At 72.6% G+C, this 20,410-nt stretch carries 19 protein-coding genes; 8 read left to right on the top strand and 11 right to left on the bottom strand.

What is annotated here, in order from left to right; all coding sequences use genetic code 11:
• Positions 1 to 8 precede the first annotated feature (8 nt).
• The 8 genes from IOD14_RS42325 to IOD14_RS42290 all read right to left on the bottom strand — a co-directional run bounded on the left by IOD14_RS42325 (position 9) and on the right by IOD14_RS42290 (position 8,169).
• On the bottom strand, positions 9 to 836 hold the full coding sequence (locus IOD14_RS42325) for a hypothetical protein (protein WP_212673021.1): 828 nt from the start codon (positions 834 to 836) through the stop codon (positions 9 to 11).
• A 320-nt stretch (positions 837 to 1,156) separates the two neighbouring features.
• A complete protein-coding gene (locus tag IOD14_RS42320) occupies positions 1,157 to 1,576 on the bottom strand; it encodes an NUDIX hydrolase (protein ID WP_212673020.1) in 420 nt (139 codons plus the stop codon).
• Entirely contained in the window at positions 1,573 to 2,619 is a 1,047-nt protein-coding gene (locus IOD14_RS42315; protein ID WP_212673019.1) for a CHAD domain-containing protein, read from the bottom strand. The genes IOD14_RS42320 and IOD14_RS42315 overlap by 4 nt, the downstream gene beginning before the upstream one ends.
• Positions 2,620 to 2,632: 13 nt before the next feature.
• Positions 2,633 to 4,867, bottom strand: coding sequence for an RNA degradosome polyphosphate kinase (locus tag IOD14_RS42310; protein WP_123990180.1), 2,235 nt, complete (start codon positions 4,865 to 4,867; stop codon positions 2,633 to 2,635).
• Between the two features lie 305 nt (positions 4,868 to 5,172).
• Positions 5,173 to 5,937 carry a hypothetical protein gene (locus IOD14_RS42305; protein WP_123990179.1) on the bottom strand — a complete coding sequence of 255 codons (765 nt, stop codon included), beginning with the start codon at positions 5,935 to 5,937 and terminating at the stop codon, positions 5,173 to 5,175.
• A complete protein-coding gene (locus IOD14_RS42300) occupies positions 5,934 to 6,866 on the bottom strand; it encodes a hypothetical protein (protein ID WP_212673018.1) in 933 nt (310 codons plus the stop codon). Before IOD14_RS42300 ends, IOD14_RS42305 begins: the two co-directional genes overlap by 4 nt.
• A complete protein-coding gene (locus IOD14_RS42295; protein WP_123990177.1) occupies positions 6,863 to 7,780 on the bottom strand; it encodes an ABC transporter ATP-binding protein in 918 nt (305 codons plus the stop codon). The genes IOD14_RS42300 and IOD14_RS42295 overlap by 4 nt, the downstream gene beginning before the upstream one ends.
• Positions 7,777 to 8,169: a GntR family transcriptional regulator gene (locus IOD14_RS42290; protein WP_123990176.1), complete on the bottom strand. Its 393-nt coding sequence runs from the start codon at positions 8,167 to 8,169 to the stop codon at positions 7,777 to 7,779. Before IOD14_RS42290 ends, IOD14_RS42295 begins: the two co-directional genes overlap by 4 nt.
• Before the next feature lie 122 nt (positions 8,170 to 8,291).
• On the opposite strand from IOD14_RS42290, the gene IOD14_RS42285 reads away from it, so the two are divergent.
• From IOD14_RS42285 to IOD14_RS42265, 5 genes are all read left to right on the top strand, one after another.
• On the top strand, positions 8,292 to 8,834 hold the full coding sequence (locus IOD14_RS42285; RefSeq protein WP_123990175.1) for an RNA polymerase sigma factor: 543 nt from the start codon (positions 8,292 to 8,294) through the stop codon (positions 8,832 to 8,834).
• A gap of 481 nt (positions 8,835 to 9,315) precedes the next feature.
• Positions 9,316 to 10,143, top strand: coding sequence for a zf-HC2 domain-containing protein (locus tag IOD14_RS42280; RefSeq protein ID WP_123990174.1), 828 nt, complete (start codon positions 9,316 to 9,318; stop codon positions 10,141 to 10,143).
• Positions 10,140 to 11,003, top strand: coding sequence for an ABC transporter ATP-binding protein (locus tag IOD14_RS42275; RefSeq protein WP_123990173.1), 864 nt, complete (start codon positions 10,140 to 10,142; stop codon positions 11,001 to 11,003). The genes IOD14_RS42280 and IOD14_RS42275 overlap by 4 nt, the downstream gene beginning before the upstream one ends.
• The gene (locus tag IOD14_RS42270; protein ID WP_212673017.1) at positions 11,000 to 12,544 is read left to right on the top strand and encodes an ABC transporter permease; all 1,545 of its coding nucleotides are present in this window, start codon (positions 11,000 to 11,002) and stop codon (positions 12,542 to 12,544) included. Before IOD14_RS42275 ends, IOD14_RS42270 begins: the two co-directional genes overlap by 4 nt.
• Positions 12,545 to 12,587: 43 nt before the next feature.
• Positions 12,588 to 13,223: an ABC transporter gene (locus tag IOD14_RS42265; RefSeq protein WP_249126210.1), complete on the top strand. Its 636-nt coding sequence runs from the start codon at positions 12,588 to 12,590 to the stop codon at positions 13,221 to 13,223.
• Positions 13,224 to 13,306: 83 nt separating this feature from the next.
• On the opposite strand, the gene IOD14_RS42260 is transcribed toward IOD14_RS42265, so the two are convergent.
• Complete coding sequence (locus tag IOD14_RS42260; RefSeq protein WP_249126209.1) at positions 13,307 to 13,693, bottom strand: hypothetical protein; 387 nt, start codon at positions 13,691 to 13,693, stop codon at positions 13,307 to 13,309.
• Complete coding sequence (gene mshD, locus IOD14_RS42255) at positions 13,690 to 14,616, bottom strand: mycothiol synthase (RefSeq protein WP_212673016.1); 927 nt, start codon at positions 14,614 to 14,616, stop codon at positions 13,690 to 13,692. Before mshD ends, IOD14_RS42260 begins: the two co-directional genes overlap by 4 nt.
• Positions 14,617 to 14,763: 147 nt before the next feature.
• Here mshD and IOD14_RS42250 point away from each other — a divergent pair, with 147 nt between their 5' ends.
• From IOD14_RS42250 to IOD14_RS42240, 3 genes are all read left to right on the top strand, one after another.
• Positions 14,764 to 16,587 carry a bifunctional metallophosphatase/5'-nucleotidase gene (locus IOD14_RS42250; protein WP_123990170.1) on the top strand — a complete coding sequence of 608 codons (1,824 nt, stop codon included), beginning with the start codon at positions 14,764 to 14,766 and terminating at the stop codon, positions 16,585 to 16,587.
• A gap of 70 nt (positions 16,588 to 16,657) precedes the next feature.
• On the top strand, positions 16,658 to 17,776 hold the full coding sequence (locus IOD14_RS42245; protein ID WP_123990169.1) for a DUF2993 domain-containing protein: 1,119 nt from the start codon (positions 16,658 to 16,660) through the stop codon (positions 17,774 to 17,776).
• Positions 17,777 to 18,370: 594 nt separating this feature from the next.
• Positions 18,371 to 20,155, top strand: a complete 1,785-nt coding sequence (locus tag IOD14_RS42240) for an ABC transporter ATP-binding protein (protein WP_212673015.1) — start codon at positions 18,371 to 18,373, stop codon at positions 20,153 to 20,155.
• On the opposite strand, the gene IOD14_RS42235 is transcribed toward IOD14_RS42240, so the two are convergent.
• Positions 20,071 to 20,355, bottom strand: coding sequence for a hypothetical protein (locus IOD14_RS42235; protein ID WP_249126208.1), 285 nt, complete (start codon positions 20,353 to 20,355; stop codon positions 20,071 to 20,073). The genes IOD14_RS42240 and IOD14_RS42235 overlap by 85 nt on opposite strands.
• Positions 20,356 to 20,410: the final 55 nt, after the last annotated feature.

Raw genomic sequence — 20,410 nt, 5'->3', positions numbered from 1 at the left:
ACGACTGCTCACCCCTCGGCGATCTTGCCGGCGTAGATGTCCCGGGCGGCCGGCAGACGTACGTCCGCCGGGACCCCGAAGTCGTACAGCAGGGTCGTGGAGGCGACCGCGACGGTGCCGGGCTGCCCGCCGTTGACGAAGCTGAAGCGGTGCCGGATCTTGCGGATGCGGCCCTGGTCGTCGAGGTAGACGTCGAAGGGCACCGCGGCCGTGGCGAAGCCTTTCGCCGCCGCCGCCAGGACACCCTTGTTGGCTTCGGCACTCCTCGCGGCGGCGGCGAGGTCCGCCGTGCCCCGGTAGTGCCGCACCTCGGTCCCCGCGAGCTCGGTCGCGCCCACATAGGTCGCCGTCCGGGTCCCGCGCAGCACCTCGGCGGCGGCGAGCGGATCGGTGGCCCCGCCGGTGACGAGGTTGCCGTCGGACAGGGCCGTGGTGTCGACGCGCACCCACTTGTCGGCGGGCACACCCGCACCCCGGTTCTTCATGAACAGGGCGCCGGGGGCGAGGAGTTCGGTGATCGGCCGGTGCTCGCTGGTGCCGGCCGGGTCCTGCGGCAGCAGCACCCGCAGTCGGCCGAGGCGCTCGCGGTAGTCGTACACGCCCTCGCCCCGGATGGTGACCCGGGTGCCGCCGGTGGCCATCTCCATCGACGTACGCGCCTTCGAACTGCCCGCGTCCACCAGGGTGTCGGCGGCCCGGCGCAGGGTGCCGACGGGGTCGGCCGAGCGTGCGTCGTCCAGGGCGGCGCCGGTGCCCGAACACCCGCCGGCGCAGGCCATGAGCACCGCCGCGACGACGACCGACCCGCCGGCCTGCTTCTGCTGCCGCTCCGCCATCGCCGCCTACCCCCAGCCGATACGTCCCGTCGGGGACCCGTGTCGTCTCGACTAACGACGGCTGGGCGGGAGCCGTCACGCGTACACCGGCGCCGCTGTGCCGGGCAGTCGATTGGCACGGCCCCCGGGGTGGGTAACGTTGTCGGTGTGGCGCAGCAGGACAGGATCCCCCCACCTCCTTCCGACTCCAGTACCCACCGGACGCAGATGGTCGAACAGGGCCGTTTCTGTCTGGCCCGGTGCACCTGCGGCTGGCGCGGGCCGGCACGCAGAGCCCGCAGCCAGGCGCGGGCGGACGCCGAGGGGCACGCCGTCCCGGGCTAGAGCGGCAGCAGCTCGTCGATCAGGGTGCGGTCGCGGTACTGCGTCAGGCGGCTGCGGGCCGCGGCGGGGGAGAGCCACAGGATGCGGTCCACCTCGTCGTTCGGGGTGAAGTGGCCCCCGGTGGCCTCGGCCGCCCAGTAACGGACCCGTTTGGGGCGGCCGTTGGCCATGTAGCGGACGGAGGGCAGCTCGGTCCCGGGATCGGCGGTGTAGCCCGTCTCCTCCTCGACCTCGCGCAGCGCGCCGGTGAGGGCGTCCTCCGCGCGCTTCAACTTGCCCTTGGGGTGCGACCAGTCGTCGTACTTCGGCCTGTGGACCAGGCAGATCTCAAGGTCGCCGTCGACCGGGGAGCGGCGCCACAGGACGCAGCCGGCCGCCTGGACGACGGGGTCGTTGCCGTCACCGGGATGGGTCATGTGCTCACCGCCTGTTTCTGCCAGCACTGCTGGAACGCGAAGCGAGCCGCCTCCACCTCGTGGCGCTGGTCGGCGTGCAGCACACCGAGGGCGTAGGCGGTGGCCGGGGCGATGCGGGGGGTGCGGGCCGCGGCGGCCGCCGCGGCCGCCGCTTCCGAGGCGTCCCGGTGCCGGTCCAGGGCCTGGCCCGCCGTCAGGAGCCGCAGGTCCACCGGGGGGTCGGAGCCGCAGAGGACCTCTCGCGCGTATCGGTGCAGGCGCAGCAGGAGGCGGACCTGGTGCCAGGGGGCGTCCTGGGGGTGGGGGGAGGGGTCGGGGGACAGACCGTGGACGAGGGCCTCGGCGTTGTAGGGGTGGCCCGCGGTGACCAGGGGAAGGGCGGTCGCGGCGTCCTCCAGGCGCTCCTGGGCGGCGGTGGCCAGGGGGTGGAGGTCGGTGGTGACGGCCGTCTTCGTCAGGGGGACCTCGCTGGCCAGTACGGCGATGCTGTCGGCGACGGCGTGGAAGCGGGAGGAGCCGAGGGCCTGGAGGGCGGTGCTGTGGGACCGGGTGCGGGCGAGGGTGAGCTGGCGGTCGAGGAGGGCGCCCGCCTTGGCCGCGCCCACGGTGAGGTTGCCGCGGTCGGGGGAGGCCGCCGGGTGGGTCGCGGAGCCCGCCCCCTGGACGGGGAACACCGCGCCCGACAGCCTCTGCAGCGCCAGCAACAGCCGTTCCAGGCGGGACTCGTACGCGTGCTCCATGCCCAACGTGCCGGAGAGCCAGGCCAGTTCCGGGCGGAGGGACTCCGACCAGTCGGCGTCCAGGAGCGGGCGGAACGTGTGGAGGCTGGCGCTGATGCGGCGGACCGAGCGGCGCAGGGCCCGGGCCGCGTCGACGGGATCCTCCGCGCCCGCCGCCGCACCGCCCGATTCGCGGTGCTGGCGCAGGGCGCGGAGGAACTCCGTGGCCTGGGAACGCAGGTAGCCCGCGAGGGCGTCCCCGGTGGGGGTCCCTGCCGCTCGGGCGGAGCCGAGAGCGGGGGACGGCCCGACGTGCCCGGACACGGATTCCGTCGGTTCAAGGTGTTGCTGTGCCACGCCGGCGCCTCCGGGCGTCTATGAGCATCTCCTGGACGTTGCGCAAGGGCTGGCCGTCCGCGTCCGTGGCGTGCCGGGTCCATTCGCCGTCCGGGCCGAGATGCCAGGACGCGGTGGTGTCGGACATGCCGGTCTCCAGCAACCGGTTGAGGGCGGCCCGGTGGGCCGGGTCGGTGACCCGGACCAGTGCCTCTATCCGGCGGTCGAGGTTGCGGTGCATCATGTCGGCGCTGCCGATCCACACCTCGGGCTCGCCGCCGTTGCCGAAGGCGAAGACCCGGGAGTGCTCGAGGAACCGGCCGAGGATCGAGCGGACCCGGATGTTCTCGGACATGCCCGCGACGCCCGGGCGGATCGCGCAGATGCCGCGCACCCAGACGTCGACCGGCACGCCCGCCTGGGACGCCCGGTAGAGCGAGTCGATGAGCGCCTCGTCCACCATCGAGTTGACCTTGATGCGGATGAAGGCCGGGCGCCCTGCGCGGTGGTGCTGGACTTCCTTGTTGACACGGGAGATCAGTCCGTCGCGAAGGGACTTGGGCGCCACCAGCAGACGGCGGTAGGTCTCGCGGCGGGAGTAGCCGGACAGCCGGTTGAAGAGGTCGGAGAGGTCCGCGCCCACCTGCGGGTCGGCGGTGAGCAGGCCCAGGTCCTCGTACAGCCGGGCCGTCTTCGGGTGGTAGTTGCCGGTGCCGACGTGGCTGTACCGCCGTAGCGTGTCGCCTTCCTGACGGACCACCAGGGACAGCTTGCAGTGGGTCTTCAGGCCGACGAGACCGTAGACCACATGGCAGCCCGCCTCCTCCAGCTTGCGCGCCCACTTGATGTTGGCGTGCTCGTCGAAGCGGGCCTTGATCTCGACCAGGACGAGGACCTGCTTGCCGGCCTCGGCGGCGTCGATGAGGGCGTCGACGATGGGGGAGTCGCCCGAAGTGCGGTACAGGGTCTGCTTGATGGCGAGGACGTCCGGGTCGTCGGCCGCCTGCTGGAGGAAGGCCTGGACGGACGTCGAGAAGCTGTCGTAGGGGTGGTGCAGCAGGACGTCACGGGTGCGCAGGGCGGCGAAGATGTCCGGCGCGGACGCCGACTCGACCTCGGCCAGGTCGCGGTGGACGCCGGCGACGAACTTGCGGTACTTCAGCTCGGGACGGTCCAGACCGGCGATGCGGAAGAGACCGGTGAGGTCGAGCGGGCCGGGCAGCGGGTAGACCTCCGCCTCGGAGATCTTCAGCTCGCGCACCAGCAGGTCGAGCACCTCGCGGTCGATGGACTCCTCGACCTCCAGACGCACCGGCGGCCCGAAGCGGCGCCGCATGAGCTCCTTCTCCAGGGCCTGGAGGAGGTTCTCGGCGTCGTCCTCCTCGACCTCCAGGTCCTCGTTGCGGGTGACCCGGAAGGTGTGGTGCTCCAGCACCTCCATGCCCGGGAACAGCTCCTCCAGGTGGGCGGCGATGACGTCCTCGATGGGGACGTAGCGGCCGGGGGAGGACTCCAGGAAGCGGGACAGCAGCGGCGGGACCTTGACCCGGGCGAAGTGGCGGTTGCCGTTGACCGGGTTGCGCACGATGACGGCCAGGTTCAGCGACAGGCCGGAGATGTACGGGAAGGGGTGCGCCGGGTCGACCGCGAGGGGGGTCAGGACCGGGAAGATCTGGTGCCGGAACAGGGTGAAGAGGCGGGCCTGCTCCTTCTCCTGGAGTTCGTTCCAGCGGACCAGGTGGATGCCCTCCTCCGCGAGTGCGGGGGCGACGTCCTCGTGGTAGCAGGCGGCGTGCCGGGCCATCAGCTCGCGGGAGCGGGCCCAGATCATCTCCAGGACCTCGCGCGGCTGAAGGCCGGAGGCGGAGCGGGTGGCGACGCCCGTGGCGATACGGCGTTTCAGTCCGGCCACCCGGACCATGAAGAACTCGTCCAGGTTGCTGGCGAAGATCGCGAGGAAGTTCGCACGCTCCAGCATGGGCGTGTTCGGGTCCTCGGCGAGTTCCAGGACGCGTTCGTTGAACGCGAGCCAGCTGCGCTCCCGGTCGAGGAAACGACCCTGGGGGAGCTGGGCGGCGCCGTCGACCGGGATCTCCTCGTACGCGTCGAGATCGGCGTCGAGGTCGGGTTCCAGATCGGAGACGGTGGCCGACACGGTGTGCGGGCGGTGCGCGGCTATGGAGCCCACGGAGGGCTGCACGTGCTGGACCTCTGCCTGGGTGTTCGACTGGCTCATGGACCCATTCTTCCGCGCCAGGAGCGAAACGGGCGCGTCGGATGCAGCGAGCGGGAGCACGACGGCGACCTTTGGGACGGCCGGGGCGTCCTCGTTCCCCGTGGACCCCTCGGGCGGCGGCGCGGGCTCTGGCACGGCGGGCTTCATTCGGTGAGCGTCGCAAGCCCGTCTGAACCAATGGTTACGGCGACATGGCGTTCGGGATATCGCGGAACGGCTCCCGGGCGTCCACCGCCGCGGTCCGGGGGCCGGTGCGCAGGCGACCCGGGCCGCACGCCCTCTCCTGCCGAGGGGCGTGCGGCCCGTCAGACGGTGCGGTGGCGCAGTACCCGGAAGGCCGCGGCGCAGGCGAGGGCGGCGGCCGTGAGGACGACGGCGGTCTCCGTGAGGTGCGCGGACCAGAAGCCGGAGGCGGGCAGTGAGTCGGGGCGGCGGGCTTCCAGGAACTGGTTCAGGACCGTCATCACGGCCACGGAGATCGCCAGGGCGGGCAGCGGGCGGCCCAGCAGCAGGCCGGTGAGGGCGCCGACCATGAGCGCGCACAGGCCGTAGGACACCACCAGGGGGCCGTGGTCGGCGAACACGTCGTTGAAGAGCAGGCTGTCGCCCCGCAGGTCCCGGTGCGCCGACCAGGCCCAGCGGTAGACCGCCACGAACACGGCGCCGCCGAGGACGAGCGCGGCCGCGGGCAGGGCGAGCTTGGCGGTGAGCCAGCGGGCCGGGGAGACCGACTGCGACCAGGCGAGCCGGGCCGTGCCGCTCTCCAGCTCGCGGCCGGTGAGCGCGCCGCCCGCCCAGGCGGCCACGGCCCAGAAGCTGTAGTACATGAACGTACTGATCCAGCCCATGGGCTCGGAATAGTCGCGCCAGGCCCCGATGCCGCACAGGCCCGGGCCGTCGTCGCGGCAGGCGGCCAGAGTCGCGTGGACCGAGTCGGCGGTGACCTCGGTCAGCCAGACCAGGCAGCCGACCGAGGCGAGGACGAAGACGCCCCACACGATCAGCGCCGTGCGGTGCAGCCGCAGCACGGTCCGGGTGAGCCCCCAGGGCAGCACGGCCGGCGCGCTCATCCGGCGGCCCGCCTGCGCAGGACCCCGAACGCGAGGGCGACGGCCAGGGCGGTGAGGGCGAGCAGGACACCGGTCTCCAGGAGCTGGCGGGGCCAGTAGTCGGAGGACGGCAGGTACTCGCGGGAGAAGCGGACGATGTCGTGCTGCGCGATGCAGGCCTTGTCGTCGTAGCAGCCCGGGTCCTGGATCCTGGCGCCGCCGGAGGTGATGGCCCAGCTGCGGGAGTGCAGCTCGGGCTGCTGGTAGCGGCCTTGGAAGGGCCAGTGGTTGCCGCGGAAGGCGTAGACCAGGAAGTACGCGAAGCCGCTGAAGGCGAGCGCGGGCAGGGTGCGGCGGACGGCGAGGCCGACGAGGACGCCGAGGGCGAGGCCGAGCAGCGGCGCGGCCACGGTGGCCGGGCCGAGGGAGAAGTAGAGGGAGCGCGGTCCGATGCCGGCGATCAGCAGATTGCTGTGGGCGGACCACAGCTGCCGGTACACCGCGGTGAGCAGGCAGGTGCCGAGGACGATGAAGGCCGCGGGCACGGCGAGCTTGGCGGCGAGCCAGCGGGCCGGGGAGACCGACTGGGTCCAGGCGAGCTGTGCGGTGCCGCTCTCCAGTTCGCGGGCGATCAGCGGGCCGCCGGCGAACAGGGCGATGGCGAAGGAGCCCAGGGTGAGCAGGGTGTCGGGGTAGTAGAACCAGCTGCTGTACTCGTCCGCCGAGCCCCTGGCCATGATGAGCCCGGAGTAGCCGTAGGTGTCGAGCGCGCGCTGTGCGACGTCGGCGCCGGGGCCGTGCAGCCAGAGCAGCAGACCCGTGGTGCCGGCCACGAAGGTGAGCCAGATCCACAGGGCGGTGCGGTGCAGGCGCAGGACGGTGGGGACCGGGCCGCGCGGGGTCCGTCGGACGGCCGCCCGCGGTGCCTTTTCGAGGGTCGTGGTGCTCATGCCGTCACCGCCTCGGGGGCCGCGGTGGTGCCCGGGGTGAGCAGGGCGGGGGCGTCGGGGGCGCGCAGGTGGGCCAGCAGCAGCTCTTCCAGCGAGGGCTCCTCGGTCGCCCAGCCCTCGCCGACGGGGCCGTCGCGGCGGATCAGGGCGGTCAGGCCGCGGCCCGCGGTGCGGGACTCGACCACCGTGTGCGGGGCCAGGTCGGCGGGGGTGCCGCGGCCGGTCACCAGGGTGTGCGCGGCGAGCAGGTCGTCGATGCCGCCGCCGAGCCGGACCCGGCCGCCGCCCAGGAGCAGCAGGTGGTCACAGGCGTCGGCGAGCTCGGCGACGATGTGCGAGGAGATCAGCACCGTGGTGCCGCGTTCGGCGGTGTCCGCCATCAGGGTGCCCATCAGCTCGTGCCGGGCGAGCGGGTCGAGGTCGGCCATCGGCTCGTCGAGGAGCATCAGATCGGGGCGCTTGCCGAGCGCCAGGGCGAGGGCGACGCGGGTGCGCTGGCCGCCGGAGAGGCCGCGGATGCGGGCCTTCGGGTCAAGGCCGCCCTGCTCCACGATCCGTGAGGCGCGGTCGGCGTCCCAGCGGGCCGGGTTGAGCTCGGCGCCCATGCGCAGGGTCTCGGTGATGGTCAGCTGGGGGTACAGCGGCTTGTTCTGGGCGAGGTAGGCGATCCGGTCGCGGGCCTCGCCCGGCCCCTGGCCGAGGACGGTGAGCGTGCCGGAGGTGGGTCGCAGCAGTCCCGCGGCTATCGCGAGGAGGGTGGACTTTCCGGCGCCGTTGGGGCCGACCAGCGCGCTGATGCGGCCCGCGGGCAGCCGGAAGGAGCAGCCGTCGAGGGCCGCGGCCCGCCTGCCGTACCGCTTGCCCAGGCCGGACGCCTCCAGGGCGACGGCCGGGGTGGTGCTGGTGGAACTCACTGGTCCCCCTTCGGGAAATGCTCGTCGAGTACGGCGGTGAAGAACGCGTCGACGTCCTCGCGCCCCAGGCCCGCGGACCGGGCGCGTGCGGCCCAGTCCTCGAGCTCGGCACGCAGGGGGGTGTCGGCGGCCTGGACGGCGGTGCCGAGCGTCCTGCGGACGAAGGTGCCGAGGCCGCGGCGGGCCTCGACCAGGCCCTCCCGCTCCAGTTCGCGGTACGCCTTGAGCACGGTGTTCGGATTGATGGCGGTGGCCTCCACGACCTCGCGGGCCGTGGGGAGCTTGTCGCCGGGTTCGATGAGGCCCAGCCGGAGGGCCTGCTTGGTCTGCTGGACGATCTGCATGTAGGTGGCGACGCCGGAGCGCCGGTCGATGCGGTACTCGACCACGCGGACAACCACCCTTTCACTAATTGAGTAGTGAAAGGGTGATGGAAGGGGGTCCGGAAAGTCAAGCGTGATTTCTTTGTCGCTGGATGAACCGGTCGGCCGGGCTCGTTCGATGAGGGAGCGTGAGGGAAACGAGAAGCGACGGAGATCTGCTGCGGGCCATCGCCGCGGACGGGGACCGGCGCGCCTTCGAGGAGCTGTACCGGCGGTACGCGCCCTGGCTGTCGGCCCGGCTGCGCGGCCGGTGCGCGGATCCGGGCCTGGTCGACGACGTCGTGCAGGAGACGTTCCTCGCGGTGTGGCGGGGCACCGCGCGCTATCGCGAGGAAGGTGACGTGGCCGGGTGGCTGTGGCGGATCGGTTCGCGGCGGCTGATCGACGCGCTGCGCGGTGACGGGGCGCGGGGGCGGCTCAGGCAGGCCCTGTCCCGGCTGCGGCACCGGGACGAGGCGTCCGCGGAGGAACGCGTGCTCGCGGGGGTGGAGCACGGGGACCTCGCGGGCGCCCTCGTCCGGCTGTCGCCGGAACTGCGGGCGGTCCTCCAGGCCACGGTCATCGACGGCCTGACCACCCGCGAGGCCGCCGTCCTGCTGGGCATCCCGCCCGGCACGGTCAAGACCCGCGCGATGCGCGCCCGCAAGCAGCTGAGGGAGGCCCTCGCATGAATCCGAACGAACGACAGGGTCAGACCGCGGCGCGAGCGTCGGCGGGAGAGGGAGGTCCAGCCCACCGGGACGGCCGGACGCGGGGCTGCCCACAGGGCGGCCGGACGTCGGACCGGCTGAAGAGCGGGGCGCTGGACGGATCGCAGGACGGATCGAGGGACGGGTCGCGTCGCCGGGGGCGGAGTCGCCCGCGGGGTGGATCGCTGGATCGGCTGCGGGGCTGGACGTCGTACGGATCGCCCGACCGGTTGCGAGACCGATCGCCGGGCGGATCGCAGGACCGGCCGCAGGGCGCTCCGCAAAGCGGGTGGCAGGACCGTCGCCAGGACCGTCCGCAAAGCCGGTCGCAGGGCGGATCGCAGGACCGACAGCAATGCCGGTCGCAGGACCGACAGCTGAGCCGGTCGCAGGGTCGACCCCTGAGCTGTCCGCAGAGTCGGGCGCAACGTGTGGTGTGGGTGCGAGTGGAGGAGGTGGCGGCATGACGTGGCATGTGGCCGAAGAGGATCTGCGGGCTTATGCCCGGGGCGAGTTGGCCGCCCCCCTGCTCTGGTCCGCCGACACCCATCTCGCCGCCTGCGCCGAGTGCCGGGGGCTGCTGGCCGGTGTCACCGACCCGGTGGCGCTGGACGCCGCCTGGGAGCGGTTGGACGCGGAGCTGGACGCGCCCCGGCCGGGGTGGTTCGAGTCGCTGCTGACCCGGGTCGGGATCGCCGACCACACCGCGCGGCTGCTCGCGGCCACGCCGGTGCTCAGGCGCTCCTGGCTGGCGTCCGTGGTGTTCCTGCTGCTGGCGACCGTCGGCGCGGTGCACACCACCGAGTCGCCGACCCTGTTCCTCGCCCTCGCCCCGCTGCTGCCCCTGGCCGGCGTGGCACTGTCCTACGGCCCGGCGCTGGACCCGACGTACGAGATGGCCGTCGTCGCGCCCACCCACGGCTTCCGGCTGCTGATGATCCGCACGATCGCCGTGCTGGTCGCGGGCCTCGGCCTCAACGGGCTCGCCACCCTCGCCCTGCCCGGCTACGGCCTGCGCGCCCTGGCCTGGCTGCTGCCCGCGCTCGCCCTCACCGGGACCGGCCTCGCCCTGACCCCGCGACTCGGACCGGTCCTCGGACCGTCCCTGGTCGGCGGCGCCTGGGTCGCCGTACTGCTGGCCGCGCAGACCGTGCAGCACACGGCCGCCGACCCGCTCGCGCCGTTCACCGCGGCCGGGCAGGGCATCGCCGGAGCCGTCGCCGCGCTCGCCACCGGGCTGCTCTTCCTCCTCCGTGACCGCTTCGACCTCTTCAACGGGAGCGCCGCATGACCGCCGCCGTCCTCGCCTCCGGGCTCCATCTCCGCTATGGCGGCACCCGCGCCCTCGACGACGTGTCGCTGCGGCTGACGCCGGGCGTGACCGGGCTGCTCGGGCCCAACGGGGCCGGAAAGACCACCCTGCTCAGGGTGCTCGCCACCGCCGTGCCCGCCGACCGGGGCACCTTCACCGTCCTCGGCCACGACCCGGGCACCTCGCGCGGCCGCCAGGAGGTCCGCCGCTCGCTCGGCTATCTGCCGCAGACCCCGGGCTTCCACCCGGACTTCAGCGCCTTCGAGTTCGTCGACTACGTGGCGATCCTCAAGGAGCTCACCGACCGCACCGCCCGGCACCGCGAGGTGCGGCGCGTGCTGGAGGAGGTCGACCTCGGGGACGTACGCGCCAGGCGCATCAAGAAGCTGTCCGGCGGGATGCGGCAGCGGGTCGCACTGGCCGCCGCCCTCGTCGGCGACCCCGGGTTCCTCGTCCTCGACGAGCCGACCGTCGGCCTCGACCCCGAACAGCGCATGCGCTTCCGGGAGTTGATCGCGCAGGCCGGAGAGGGCCGGACCGTGCTGCTGTCCACCCACCAGACCGAGGACGTGGCGATGCTCTGTCACCGCGTGCTCGTCATGGCCCGCGGCCGCATCCTCTTCGAGGGCACCCCCGCCGAGCTCATGGCCCGCGCGGCCGGCCGGGTCTGGAGCAGCACGGAACGCGCCCCCGGCGCCAAGGCGGGCTGGCGCACCGGCACCGGCTCCTTCCGCAACGTCGGCGACCCGCCCGCCGGTGCCGAACTCCTCGAACCCACCCTGGAGGACGGCTACCTGCTCACCCTGGACGGCGTGGACGCGAAGGCGGCAGCGGCATGAGCCTGACCACACAGACGGTGGCCGAGTCCGCCGCCGTGCACGAGGACGCACCACGGCGGTCGTGGGCCGCCGTGTTCGCCCTCGCCCGCTTCGAGGCACGCGACCTGCTGCGGTACATCCCGGTGCTGGTGACTCTCGTGCTGTACGTCGGCTACACCGCCTGGACGCTGTTCGACTCGAAGGAGGGCATGGACGCCTTCCCGGCCCTCCAGAACGCCGACCGCCACACCCAGAGCGGGCCCCTGCTGCTGGGGGTCGCCCTGTTCGTGTGCGTCAACCGCTGCACGCTGCGCTCCCGCAAGCGCGGTACCGACCGGCAGTTCGACGTGCTGGTCATGGAGCCGTGGCGGCGGACGGTCGCCCATGTGCTGTCGGTGGTGCCCTTCGCCGTCGTCACCACGCTGGTCGTGCTCGGCGAGTTCACCTGGCAGGCCCTCAGGCCCGGCGCGGTGGGCCACGGCTCACTCGCCGAACTGGCCGTCGGCCCCCTGTACGTGCTGCTGTGCGGTTCGCTCGGGGTGCTGCTCGCCCGGCTGGTCCCGTCCACGTTCGCGGCACCGTTCGGCGTGATCGCGCTCTTCGTCCTCAGCGTGTTCATCTCCGCGGGCACCGCCGACGCGCAGTGGTCGCGGTGGCTGTCGCCGGTCGTGGAGGAGACCAGCAACAACACGGTGCTCCCCTCGGACCTCATCGGCCGCCCGGCGGCCTGGCACGCGCTGTATCTGACGGGTCTGATCCTGCTCCTGGCGCTCGGCGCGGTGCTGGTGAGCGGTGGCCGCACGCTGTACCTGAGGGCCGGGACCGCGGGCGCGCTGGCGCTGACCCTGACCGGCGCGGTGGGCCAGTCCGGGGGTGTGTCACCGGAGTTGACGGCCGCGCGCGAGCGGGCCACGGTCTCCCCGCAGCAGGAACAGTCGTGCGTGCGGCGCGGGGGCTCGACGTACTGCGCCTTCCCCGAGTGGACCGGCCGGGCGGGCGAGTGGGCCGGCGTCGTGGACCGCGTCCGGGCCCTGGCCGGCGGTACGGCCGCCGGGCAGTCCCTGCTCGTACGGCAGCGGATCGATGCCCGTTACGGGCTGGACGGTGACGCGGCGATCGAACCGCTCACCGCGCCCAACCAGGTGACCGTCGGCTCCCGCTGGGGCGGCAACCGGGTCCCCGAGTTCGCGGTCGCCGTCGCCTATGTGCTGGTCGCCGGTGACGAGTCGAAGGGCAGCGAACTGTGCGACGGGCGGGTGGTCACCGCGATGTGGCTGGCCCTGGGCCGGGACCCCGACCCGATGGCCGACCTCGCCAACGTCCGCCTCGACGACAGCGTGACCGGGTCGGCGTACGTCCTCGCCCCGACCAGCGGGCTGTCGATGTCGGCCGGACAGACCGATGTCGTAAGGGAGTTGCTGCAACGGCCGCGCGCCGAGGTGACGGCGTCGGTCAAGCGGCACTGGACCGAGCTGACCGCGTCGGGGGTCTCGACGGCCCAGGTGGCGCGGGTGCTGGGGACCGAGGTGCCGAAGGGGGCGAAGGACTGTGCGGACGAGTGACGGGGACACCGGGGCGGGGCACGGCAGGCCGCGGGTGCCGGGCGTGAGCGGGGCGTTGGTGGTGGCCGTGGCACGGACCCTGCCCTGGCGGGCGGTCGGCGCCGGGGCGGCCGTGGGACTGCTGGTGGCGGGTCTGCCGCGGCTGCTGTCCGTGACGGTGGACGCGTGGCTCGGTCTCGCCCTGCTCCGGGGGGCCGCGCTCGTCTTCGCCCTGGGCCTGGCCTTCCTCCTGGACGACCCGGCCCGGCAGCTCACCACCCCCGTCCCCACCCGGCGCTGGGTCCGGACGGGACTGCGGGTCGCGCTGGTGGCGCCGGTCGCCGCGCTGTGGTGGACGGCCGCGCTGCACCTCCTGCCGGCCGGGGCCCGCCCCCCGGTGGGTGCGATCACCCTGGAGGCCGCGGCCACGGCCGCCCTCGGCCTGGCCGCCGCGACGCTCGCGGTGCGCTGCACCGACGAGCCGCAGCCCGGCCCGTCGGTGGCGGCGGCCCTGCTCACCGTCGCCCTCCTCGCCCCCCTCCTGCTCCCTGCCCGCTGGGACCTGTTCGTCCAGGTCGGAGACCCCGCCTGGGAGGCGGCCCACCAGCGCTGGACCGCGGTACTGGTCGGCGCGCTCCTGCTGGCGGCGGCCTGCGCGCTGGAACCGGTGCGGAGTCTCAGGCCACGACCGGCGCCCTGACGGGCGGCGCGGGCGGCGCGGGGGCTCGACGTACTGTGCCCTCCCCGAGTGGACCGGCGGCCCGGGCGGTACGGCGTCCCGGGCTACGGCCCGCCGTGGGGCCGTACGGTCTCGCCGTACCGGCCCACCGGGCAGGACCACGGGCCGCCCGCCGGGTCCGTCCAGAGCGCGACCCCGTCCACCACGTCCGCCCGGGCGGGGCGCCGGGTGCCGGGGACGAGGGGCAGGCCGACGGCGTACAACTCGACGAAGGCGTCCGGGATCCGGTCGGCGAGCGCGCACAGCACGTCGGCCTCGGACCGGTCCGGCTGGACCCCGAAGCCGACCCCCATGCCGTCGTCGTCCGTGAGGAGCACCTCGACCATGCCCTCGTCGAGGGGGGAGTACGACACCGTCGGCCTCGCGGAGGTTCCGGCCGACAGGTCGGCGAGGACCAGCGCGACGAGTGCGCTCAGGTTCACCGGTCTCACGTCTCCGTGCGGTACATCAGATCCGTCTCGTACGTCGTGAAGCCGAGCCGTTCGTAGACCGACACCGCCGCCTTGTTGTCGGCGTCGACGTAGAGCATGGCCGTCGGCAGACCCTGTGCGGCGAGGTGGCGCAGACCGATCGTCGTCAGGGCCTTGCCGAGGCCGCCGCCCTGGGTGCCGGGGCGGACGCCGAGGACGTAGACCTCGCCGAGCTGTTCCTCCGCGTGCACCTTGGTCCAGTGGAAGCCGACCAACTCGCCCTCCCGGAAGGCCAGGAAGAAGCCCGCCGGGTCGAACCAGGGCTGGGCCTTGCGGTCGTCCAGGTCGCGCTGGGTCAGCGAGCCCTGCTCGGGGTGGTGGGCGAAGGCGGCCGCGTTCACCGCGAGCCAGTCGGCGTCGTCCTCGCCGGGGACGAAGGTGCGGACCGTGATGTCCGCGGGGAGCACCGGGTCGGGCAGCTCAAGGCCGGACAGGGGGCGCCGCATCTGCCGTAGCTCACGGAAGAGGGTGAGGCCGAGGACCTGGGCGAGATGGCGGGCGGCGCTGTGGCCGCCGTGGGCCCACACCCGCAGCCGCTTGCCGGAGGCGGCCAGGAGCGCCGAACCCAGGGCCCGGCCGTGGCCGTGTCCGCGGTGGGCGGGGTGGACGACCAGCTCCGCCGCCGGTGCCTCCACCGGGTCGGTGTCCTCCAGCTGGGCGTAGCCCACCAGTTCGTCCGCCACGGAAAGGAGCAGGTGGGAGACGCCCTCGCGGGCACCGCCCCGCAGCTGCAACCGGCCCTGTTCGGACACTGCCTGCCGGCCGTCCTCGCGCGCGGCCTCGGTGAGGAGTCCGAGGACGGCCTCGGTCTGGTCCGGTGAGAGCGCCGAAAGGGTCTCGAGGGAGCGGGAGATGCCGGGGCGTGCGCTGTCGTCGCTGGTCATGGCTACGAGGGTAAGGGGAGGTCCCGGCAAAGCGGCGGCAAAGAAGCAACCAGGATGTAACCACGAAACCCCTGTCGCGCTACGCGCGTTGACCCTAGGCTGCGCCGGAACGGGGGCCACTCTCACATCCGGAACACAGGGGGGCGTATGCCAGCCATATCCCAGTCGGACCAGGCGTACCGGTCGGACGCCGGCCGTCGCAGACGTCGTACGTACCGTCTGGTCGCGGCCGCCGCCGGTCTCGCCACCGTCGGAGCCCTCGCCGCCGCACTGCCCGCCGGCGCGCACGACAACAAGCACGGCAAGCCGCTGCCGAGCCGCTACCAGGACGTCCAGCTGCTGTCCTTCAACGACCTGCACGGCAACCTGGAGCCGCCGTCCGGCTCCTCCGGCCGGGTCACCGAGCTCCAGGCCGACGGGACGACGAAGACCATCGACGCGGGGGGCGTCGAGTACCTCGCCACCCATCTGCGTGAGGCCCGCAAGGGCAACGCCTACTCCGTCACCGCCGCCGGTGGTGACATGGTCGGCGCCTCCCCGCTCATCTCGGGTCTCTTCCACGACGAGCCCACCATCGAGGCGCTCAACAAGCTCGACCTGGACGTCACGTCCGTCGGCAACCACGAGTTCGACGAGGGCGCGAAGGAACTGGCCCGGCTGCAGAACGGCGGCTGTCACCCCACCGCCGGCTGCTACACCGACCAGAAGTTCACGGGCGCCGACTTCCCCTACCTCGCCGCCAACGTCCTGGACGAGAAGACCGGCAGGCCGATCCTCAAGCCCTACTGGGTGTGGAAGAAGAAGGACGTCAAGGTCGGCTTCATCGGCGTCACCCTGGAGGACACCCCGGGTGTCGTCTCCGCCGAGGGCGTCAAGGGCCTGAAGTTCAAGGACGAGGTCGAGACGATCAACAAGTACGCCCGGGTGCTCCAGAAGCAGGGCGTGAAGTCGATCGTGGCCCTCATCCACGAGGGCGGCCAGCCCGCCTCCGGCTCCTACAACTACAACTGCGACTCCCCGGGCGCCGGTGACGGCATCTCCGGCCCGATCGTGGACATCGCGAAGAACATCTCCCCGTCGGTCGACGCACTGGTCACCGGCCACACGCACGCCGCGTACGTCTGCACGATCCCCGACCCCTCGGGCAAGCCCCGCATGGTCACCTCGGCCGCCTCCTTCGGCCGCCTCTACACGGACACGACGCTGACGTACGACCGCTTCACCGGCGACATCGCCCGCACGGCCGTGAAGTCGGCGAACCACGTGGTCACCCGGACCGTCCCCAAGGCGCCCGACATGACCGAGCTGATCAGCAAGTGGAACACCCTCGCGGCGCCCATCGGCAACCGTCCGGTCGGCTGGATCTCCGCCGACGTCCCGAGCACCGGCACCGAGTCGCCGATGGGCGACCTGATCGCCGACGCCCAACTCGCCTACGGCAAGGGGCTCGACCCCGACACCGACCTCGCGCTGATGAACCCGGGCGGAGTCCGGGCGGGCCTGACCTACGCGGCCAAGGGGACCGAGGGCGACGGCGTGGTCACCTACGCCGAGGGCTTCACCGTGCAGCCCTTCTCCAACACCGTGAACCTCCAGAACTTCACCGGGGCCCAGCTGCTCAAGGTGCTCCAGGAGCAGGTGAGCGGGTCGAACACGGCCTCGCCGAAGATCCTGCAGCCGTCGGCGAACCTCACCTACACGCTGGACCTGACGAAGACCGGCGCGGAGCGGATCGTCCTCGACTCCGTGAAGCTGAACGGCACGGCCGTCGACCCGGCGGCCACCTACCGCGTCGCGACCAACAGCTTCCTCGCGGGCGGCGGCGACGGCTTCACCACCCTGGGCCAGGGCACGAACGACCTCGTCGGCGGCGACGACCTCGCCGCGCTGGTGGCGTACCTGACGGCCAACTCGTCGGCGGCCGCCCCGATCGCGCCGCCGGTGGCGAACCGGATCACGATCGTTCAGTAGACCGTGAGCTGAGTCGCAGAGTCCCTGCACGGGTTGCGGGTGGGGGGCGTACGCATGATCGGATGGATCGATGCGTTCCCCCCATCCCATACCTGCGCATCCCCACCCGTACTCCTACGAAGAGCCTGAACAGCCGGCCCCGCCGAACCACCGCCGCAGTCGCCGGCGCCCTCGGCGGGGCCGTCTCGCGCTGAGGACGGTCGCCGCGCTGCTGACGCTCGCCGCCTTCCTCACCCTCGCCGACCGCTGGGCCGTCCTCTACGCCGAGCACAGGGCCGCGGACACCCTCAAGGACCGGCTTCGGCTGAGCGCGGCGCCCGAGGTGGAGATCGGCGGCTTCCCCTTCCTCCCCCAACTCGTGGGCAGGCACCTGGAGTCGGTGAAGGTGACCGTCCCGGACGTGGCCGCCGACCGGGTCACCCTGGCCGCGGTCTCGGCGACAGCTCATGACATACGGCTCGACGGTGACGGGCCGACCTCCGTGCGCGGGGCCCGCGTTCCCGAGCTGCACGGTGACGTCCTGCTCTCCTTCGCCGACATGAACCGTGAACTCGGCGCGTCCCAGGTGACGTTCAGGGGAGCCGGCCGTGACCGGGTCGCCGTGCGCGGCACCCTCCCGGTCGCCGGGCACGATCTGCGGCTGCGGGCCGACGTACGCGTGGCACGCGACGGCGAACGGGGTGTCGACACCCGGATCGGCGGGATGCGCCTGGACATCGGGGACCTGGCGACCTACCGGCCGGGCACGCGTGCCTCGGAGGGCCTGCATCTGACCCGGGAGTCCGCCGCCGCCCTCTCGCGCGAGACGCGCAAGGCCCGGGCCGTGCTGGCGGTGCCGTCCGTCGTGCGCGCGCTGGGCGTGCCCGACGCCACCGTGCGCGAGGCGCAGCGGTCCGACACCGCGCTGTCCCGGCTGACCGGCCGCCCGGAGTTCGTCCGGCAGGCCATGCGCCTGAACCTTCTCGACCTCGCCCTGGCCCACCCCGAACTCCTGGACCGTCTGGGCCTGGACCCGGCGCTGCTCGGCGCGCTCTCCCGCCTGACCCGCCCGGTCCTCGCCGACCGGCTCTCCCTCGGCTTCCAGTTGCCCGAGCCGCCCAGCGGCGAACTGCGCCTGCGGGACGTGCGCGTGGCGAAGGACGGCATCAGGGTGCGCGTCGAGGGCTCCGGACTGGCGGTCGGTCCGTAGATGTCCGCCCTTAAATTCTGTGTCAGCCTTTCGATTCTCAGGTTATGCACATCCAGTCTTATTGAGGTCTAAGGCGGAATGGCTTTTTTGACCGCAGGAGTGCCGTAGTGTTTTCCATGTCGAAAGCGAACGACACAAACGCAAAGGAGAGCACGATGAGCTTCCACAAGATCGCCCCCGTCAAGAAGGCCCCCAAGCCCGCCTTGGAGCCGCACAAGAAGCCCGCGAAGAAGGCTGCTCCGAAGCGTCGCCCGATCGCCCACAAGGGCTGATGTTCAATTCCCTTAAGTAAAGCCAGGTAATTCAAATGGTATTGCAGCAGATCGGTAGAGGAACTGTTGCAGAACCAGGACGGAGAAGGATGCAGACATGAGCTTCCACAAGATCGCCCCGGTGAAGAAGACCCGTAAGCCCGCTCCGGCGCCCAAGAAGGCCCCGCCGAAGAAGCACGCGCCGAAGCGCCGCCCGGTCGCCCACCAGGGCTGAGACGGCACGCCACGAGGCGGGGTCACCGGCCGGCGAGCACGTCTCGCGCCGGGGGCCCCGCCTCGGCCGTCCCCGCCGCCCGGGACCGCCGTACCCGAAGGAGTCGTCATGAGGGAAGTCCGCGAGGCCTTCCGCCGTTTCTGGCCGCTGACCCGCGGCGACCGCAGGTGGCTGGCGGCGATCGTCGCGTGCGTGGTGGTGTCCGCGCTGGCCGAGACCGCCGCGATCCTGCTGTTCGCGGAACTCACCGACACCGCCCTGAAGGCCGGTTCGCTCTCCGCCTTCTGGGGCCCGGCCGGCGCCTGGCTCGCCGTGGCCGCACTCGGCGCGCTCGTCGGCTACTTCGGCAACTCGCTCGCGACCTGGACCGCGGAGAGATTCGTCCTCAGACTGCGCGCGAAGGTCTTCCGGCACATCCAGGACCTGCCCCCGCACTTCTTCCAGCAGCACCGCCAGGGCGACCTGGTCGAACGCCTCACCGGTGACGTCGAGGCGATCGAGCAGATGGTCGTGTCCGGTGTCGTCGGCACGGTCGCCGCCGCGTTCTCGGCCGTCTTCTACTCGGCGGCCGCCCTGTACCTGCGCTGGGACCTGGCCCTGGCCACCTTCGTCCTCGCACCCCTGTTCCTGTTCGCCGCCCGACGCTTCTCCGGCCGCATCAAGGAGGCCTCCCGGGACGAGCGGGTCGCGGACGGCGCGATCACCTCCGTGGTGGAGGAGTCGCTGGGCAATGTCGTGCTGACCCAGGCGTACAACCGCCGTCGCGACGAGGAGAGGCGCCTGGACCGCGAGGCCCGCGCCTGGATGAGGGCCAGTGTCCGGGGCGCCCGGCTGAGTGAGATGTACGAGCAGTTCGTCGAGGTCGTCGAGACGCTCTGCGTCCTCGCCGTGATCGGTCTGGGCGTGTGGGAGATCTCGGCCGACCGCATGACCCTCGGTCAGCTCCTCGCCTTCGCCGCCTTCATCGGCTACCTGTACCCGCCGGTCCGCAACCTCGGCCGGCTCGGCCTGACCCTCACGGCGGCCACCGCGGGCGCCCAGCGCCTGAACGAGATCCTGGACGCGAAACCGTCGGTCGGCGACCCGGCCGAACCCGTCCCGGTCTGGCCGGTCCGCGGCTGGGTCGGCTTCCACGGCGTGCACTTCCGCTACCCGAACGCCCTCAGGGACTCCCTCACCGACGTCTCCTTCTCGGCCGCCCCCGGCGAACTGGTGATCATCACGGGCCCGAGCGGCGCCGGCAAGTCGACCCTGTCCAAGCTCCTCACGCGCTTCTACGACCCCGCCGCGGGCGTGATCACCCTGGACGGCGTCCCGCTCCCGCACATGGGCCTGGAGTTCCTGCGCGAGCAGATCGCCCTGCTGCCCCAGGAGACGCTGATCCTCAACGGCACGATCCGCGAGAACATCGGGACCGGCCGGCCGGGCGCGAGCGACGGGGAGATCGAGCAGGCGGCCCGCGCGGCCGCGGCCCACGACTTCATCGAGGCCCTCCCCGAGGGCTACGACACCGAGATCGCCCCCGGCGCGGCGGCCCTGTCGGGCGGCCAGCTCAAGCGGATCACCATCGCCCGCGCGATGCTGCGGGCCGCGCCCGTCCTCGTCCTCGACGAACCCACCGCAGGCCTCGACTCGGTCGCCGCGCGCCAGGTGGTGCAGCCCCTGCGCCGCCTGATGTCGGGCCGTACGACCATCATGATCACCCACGATCTGAGCCTGGCCCCGGACGCGGACCGGATCCTGGTCGTGGACGGCGGACGCCTGGTGGAGGCGGGTACACACGCCGAACTGGTGGCCCGCCGGGGCTCCTACGCCCGCCTGCTGGGCCCGCTCCCGGAGGACACGATGATCCTGCGGAAACTGCCGGACGACACGATGACCCTGCGCCGCTGAGCGGTGCCGTCGCCGGGGCTCTCCACCGAGAGCGCGCCGAGATACTCGACGAACTCCTGGGCGATCAGCCACCACTCCCACGCCGTCACCGGGCCGGCCTTGGACATGGAGTGGACCTGCGAACCGATCCTGTTCGCGAAGTCCTTCCGCACCGCCGAAACGGCCGCCTCGCCGACCCGATGCCTTTCGATACGCACCATTGCTCCGCTCCCCCGTCCGACTCTTGATCTACGGAACCAGCCGGGATCGAGGGTC

The sequence above is a fragment of the Streptomyces sp. A2-16 genome (genome assembly GCF_018128905.1).
Classification (GTDB): domain Bacteria; phylum Actinomycetota; class Actinomycetes; order Streptomycetales; family Streptomycetaceae; genus Streptomyces.
Note: the sequence above shows the minus strand (reverse complement) of the source record. Positions and strands in the feature narration are given on the sequence as shown.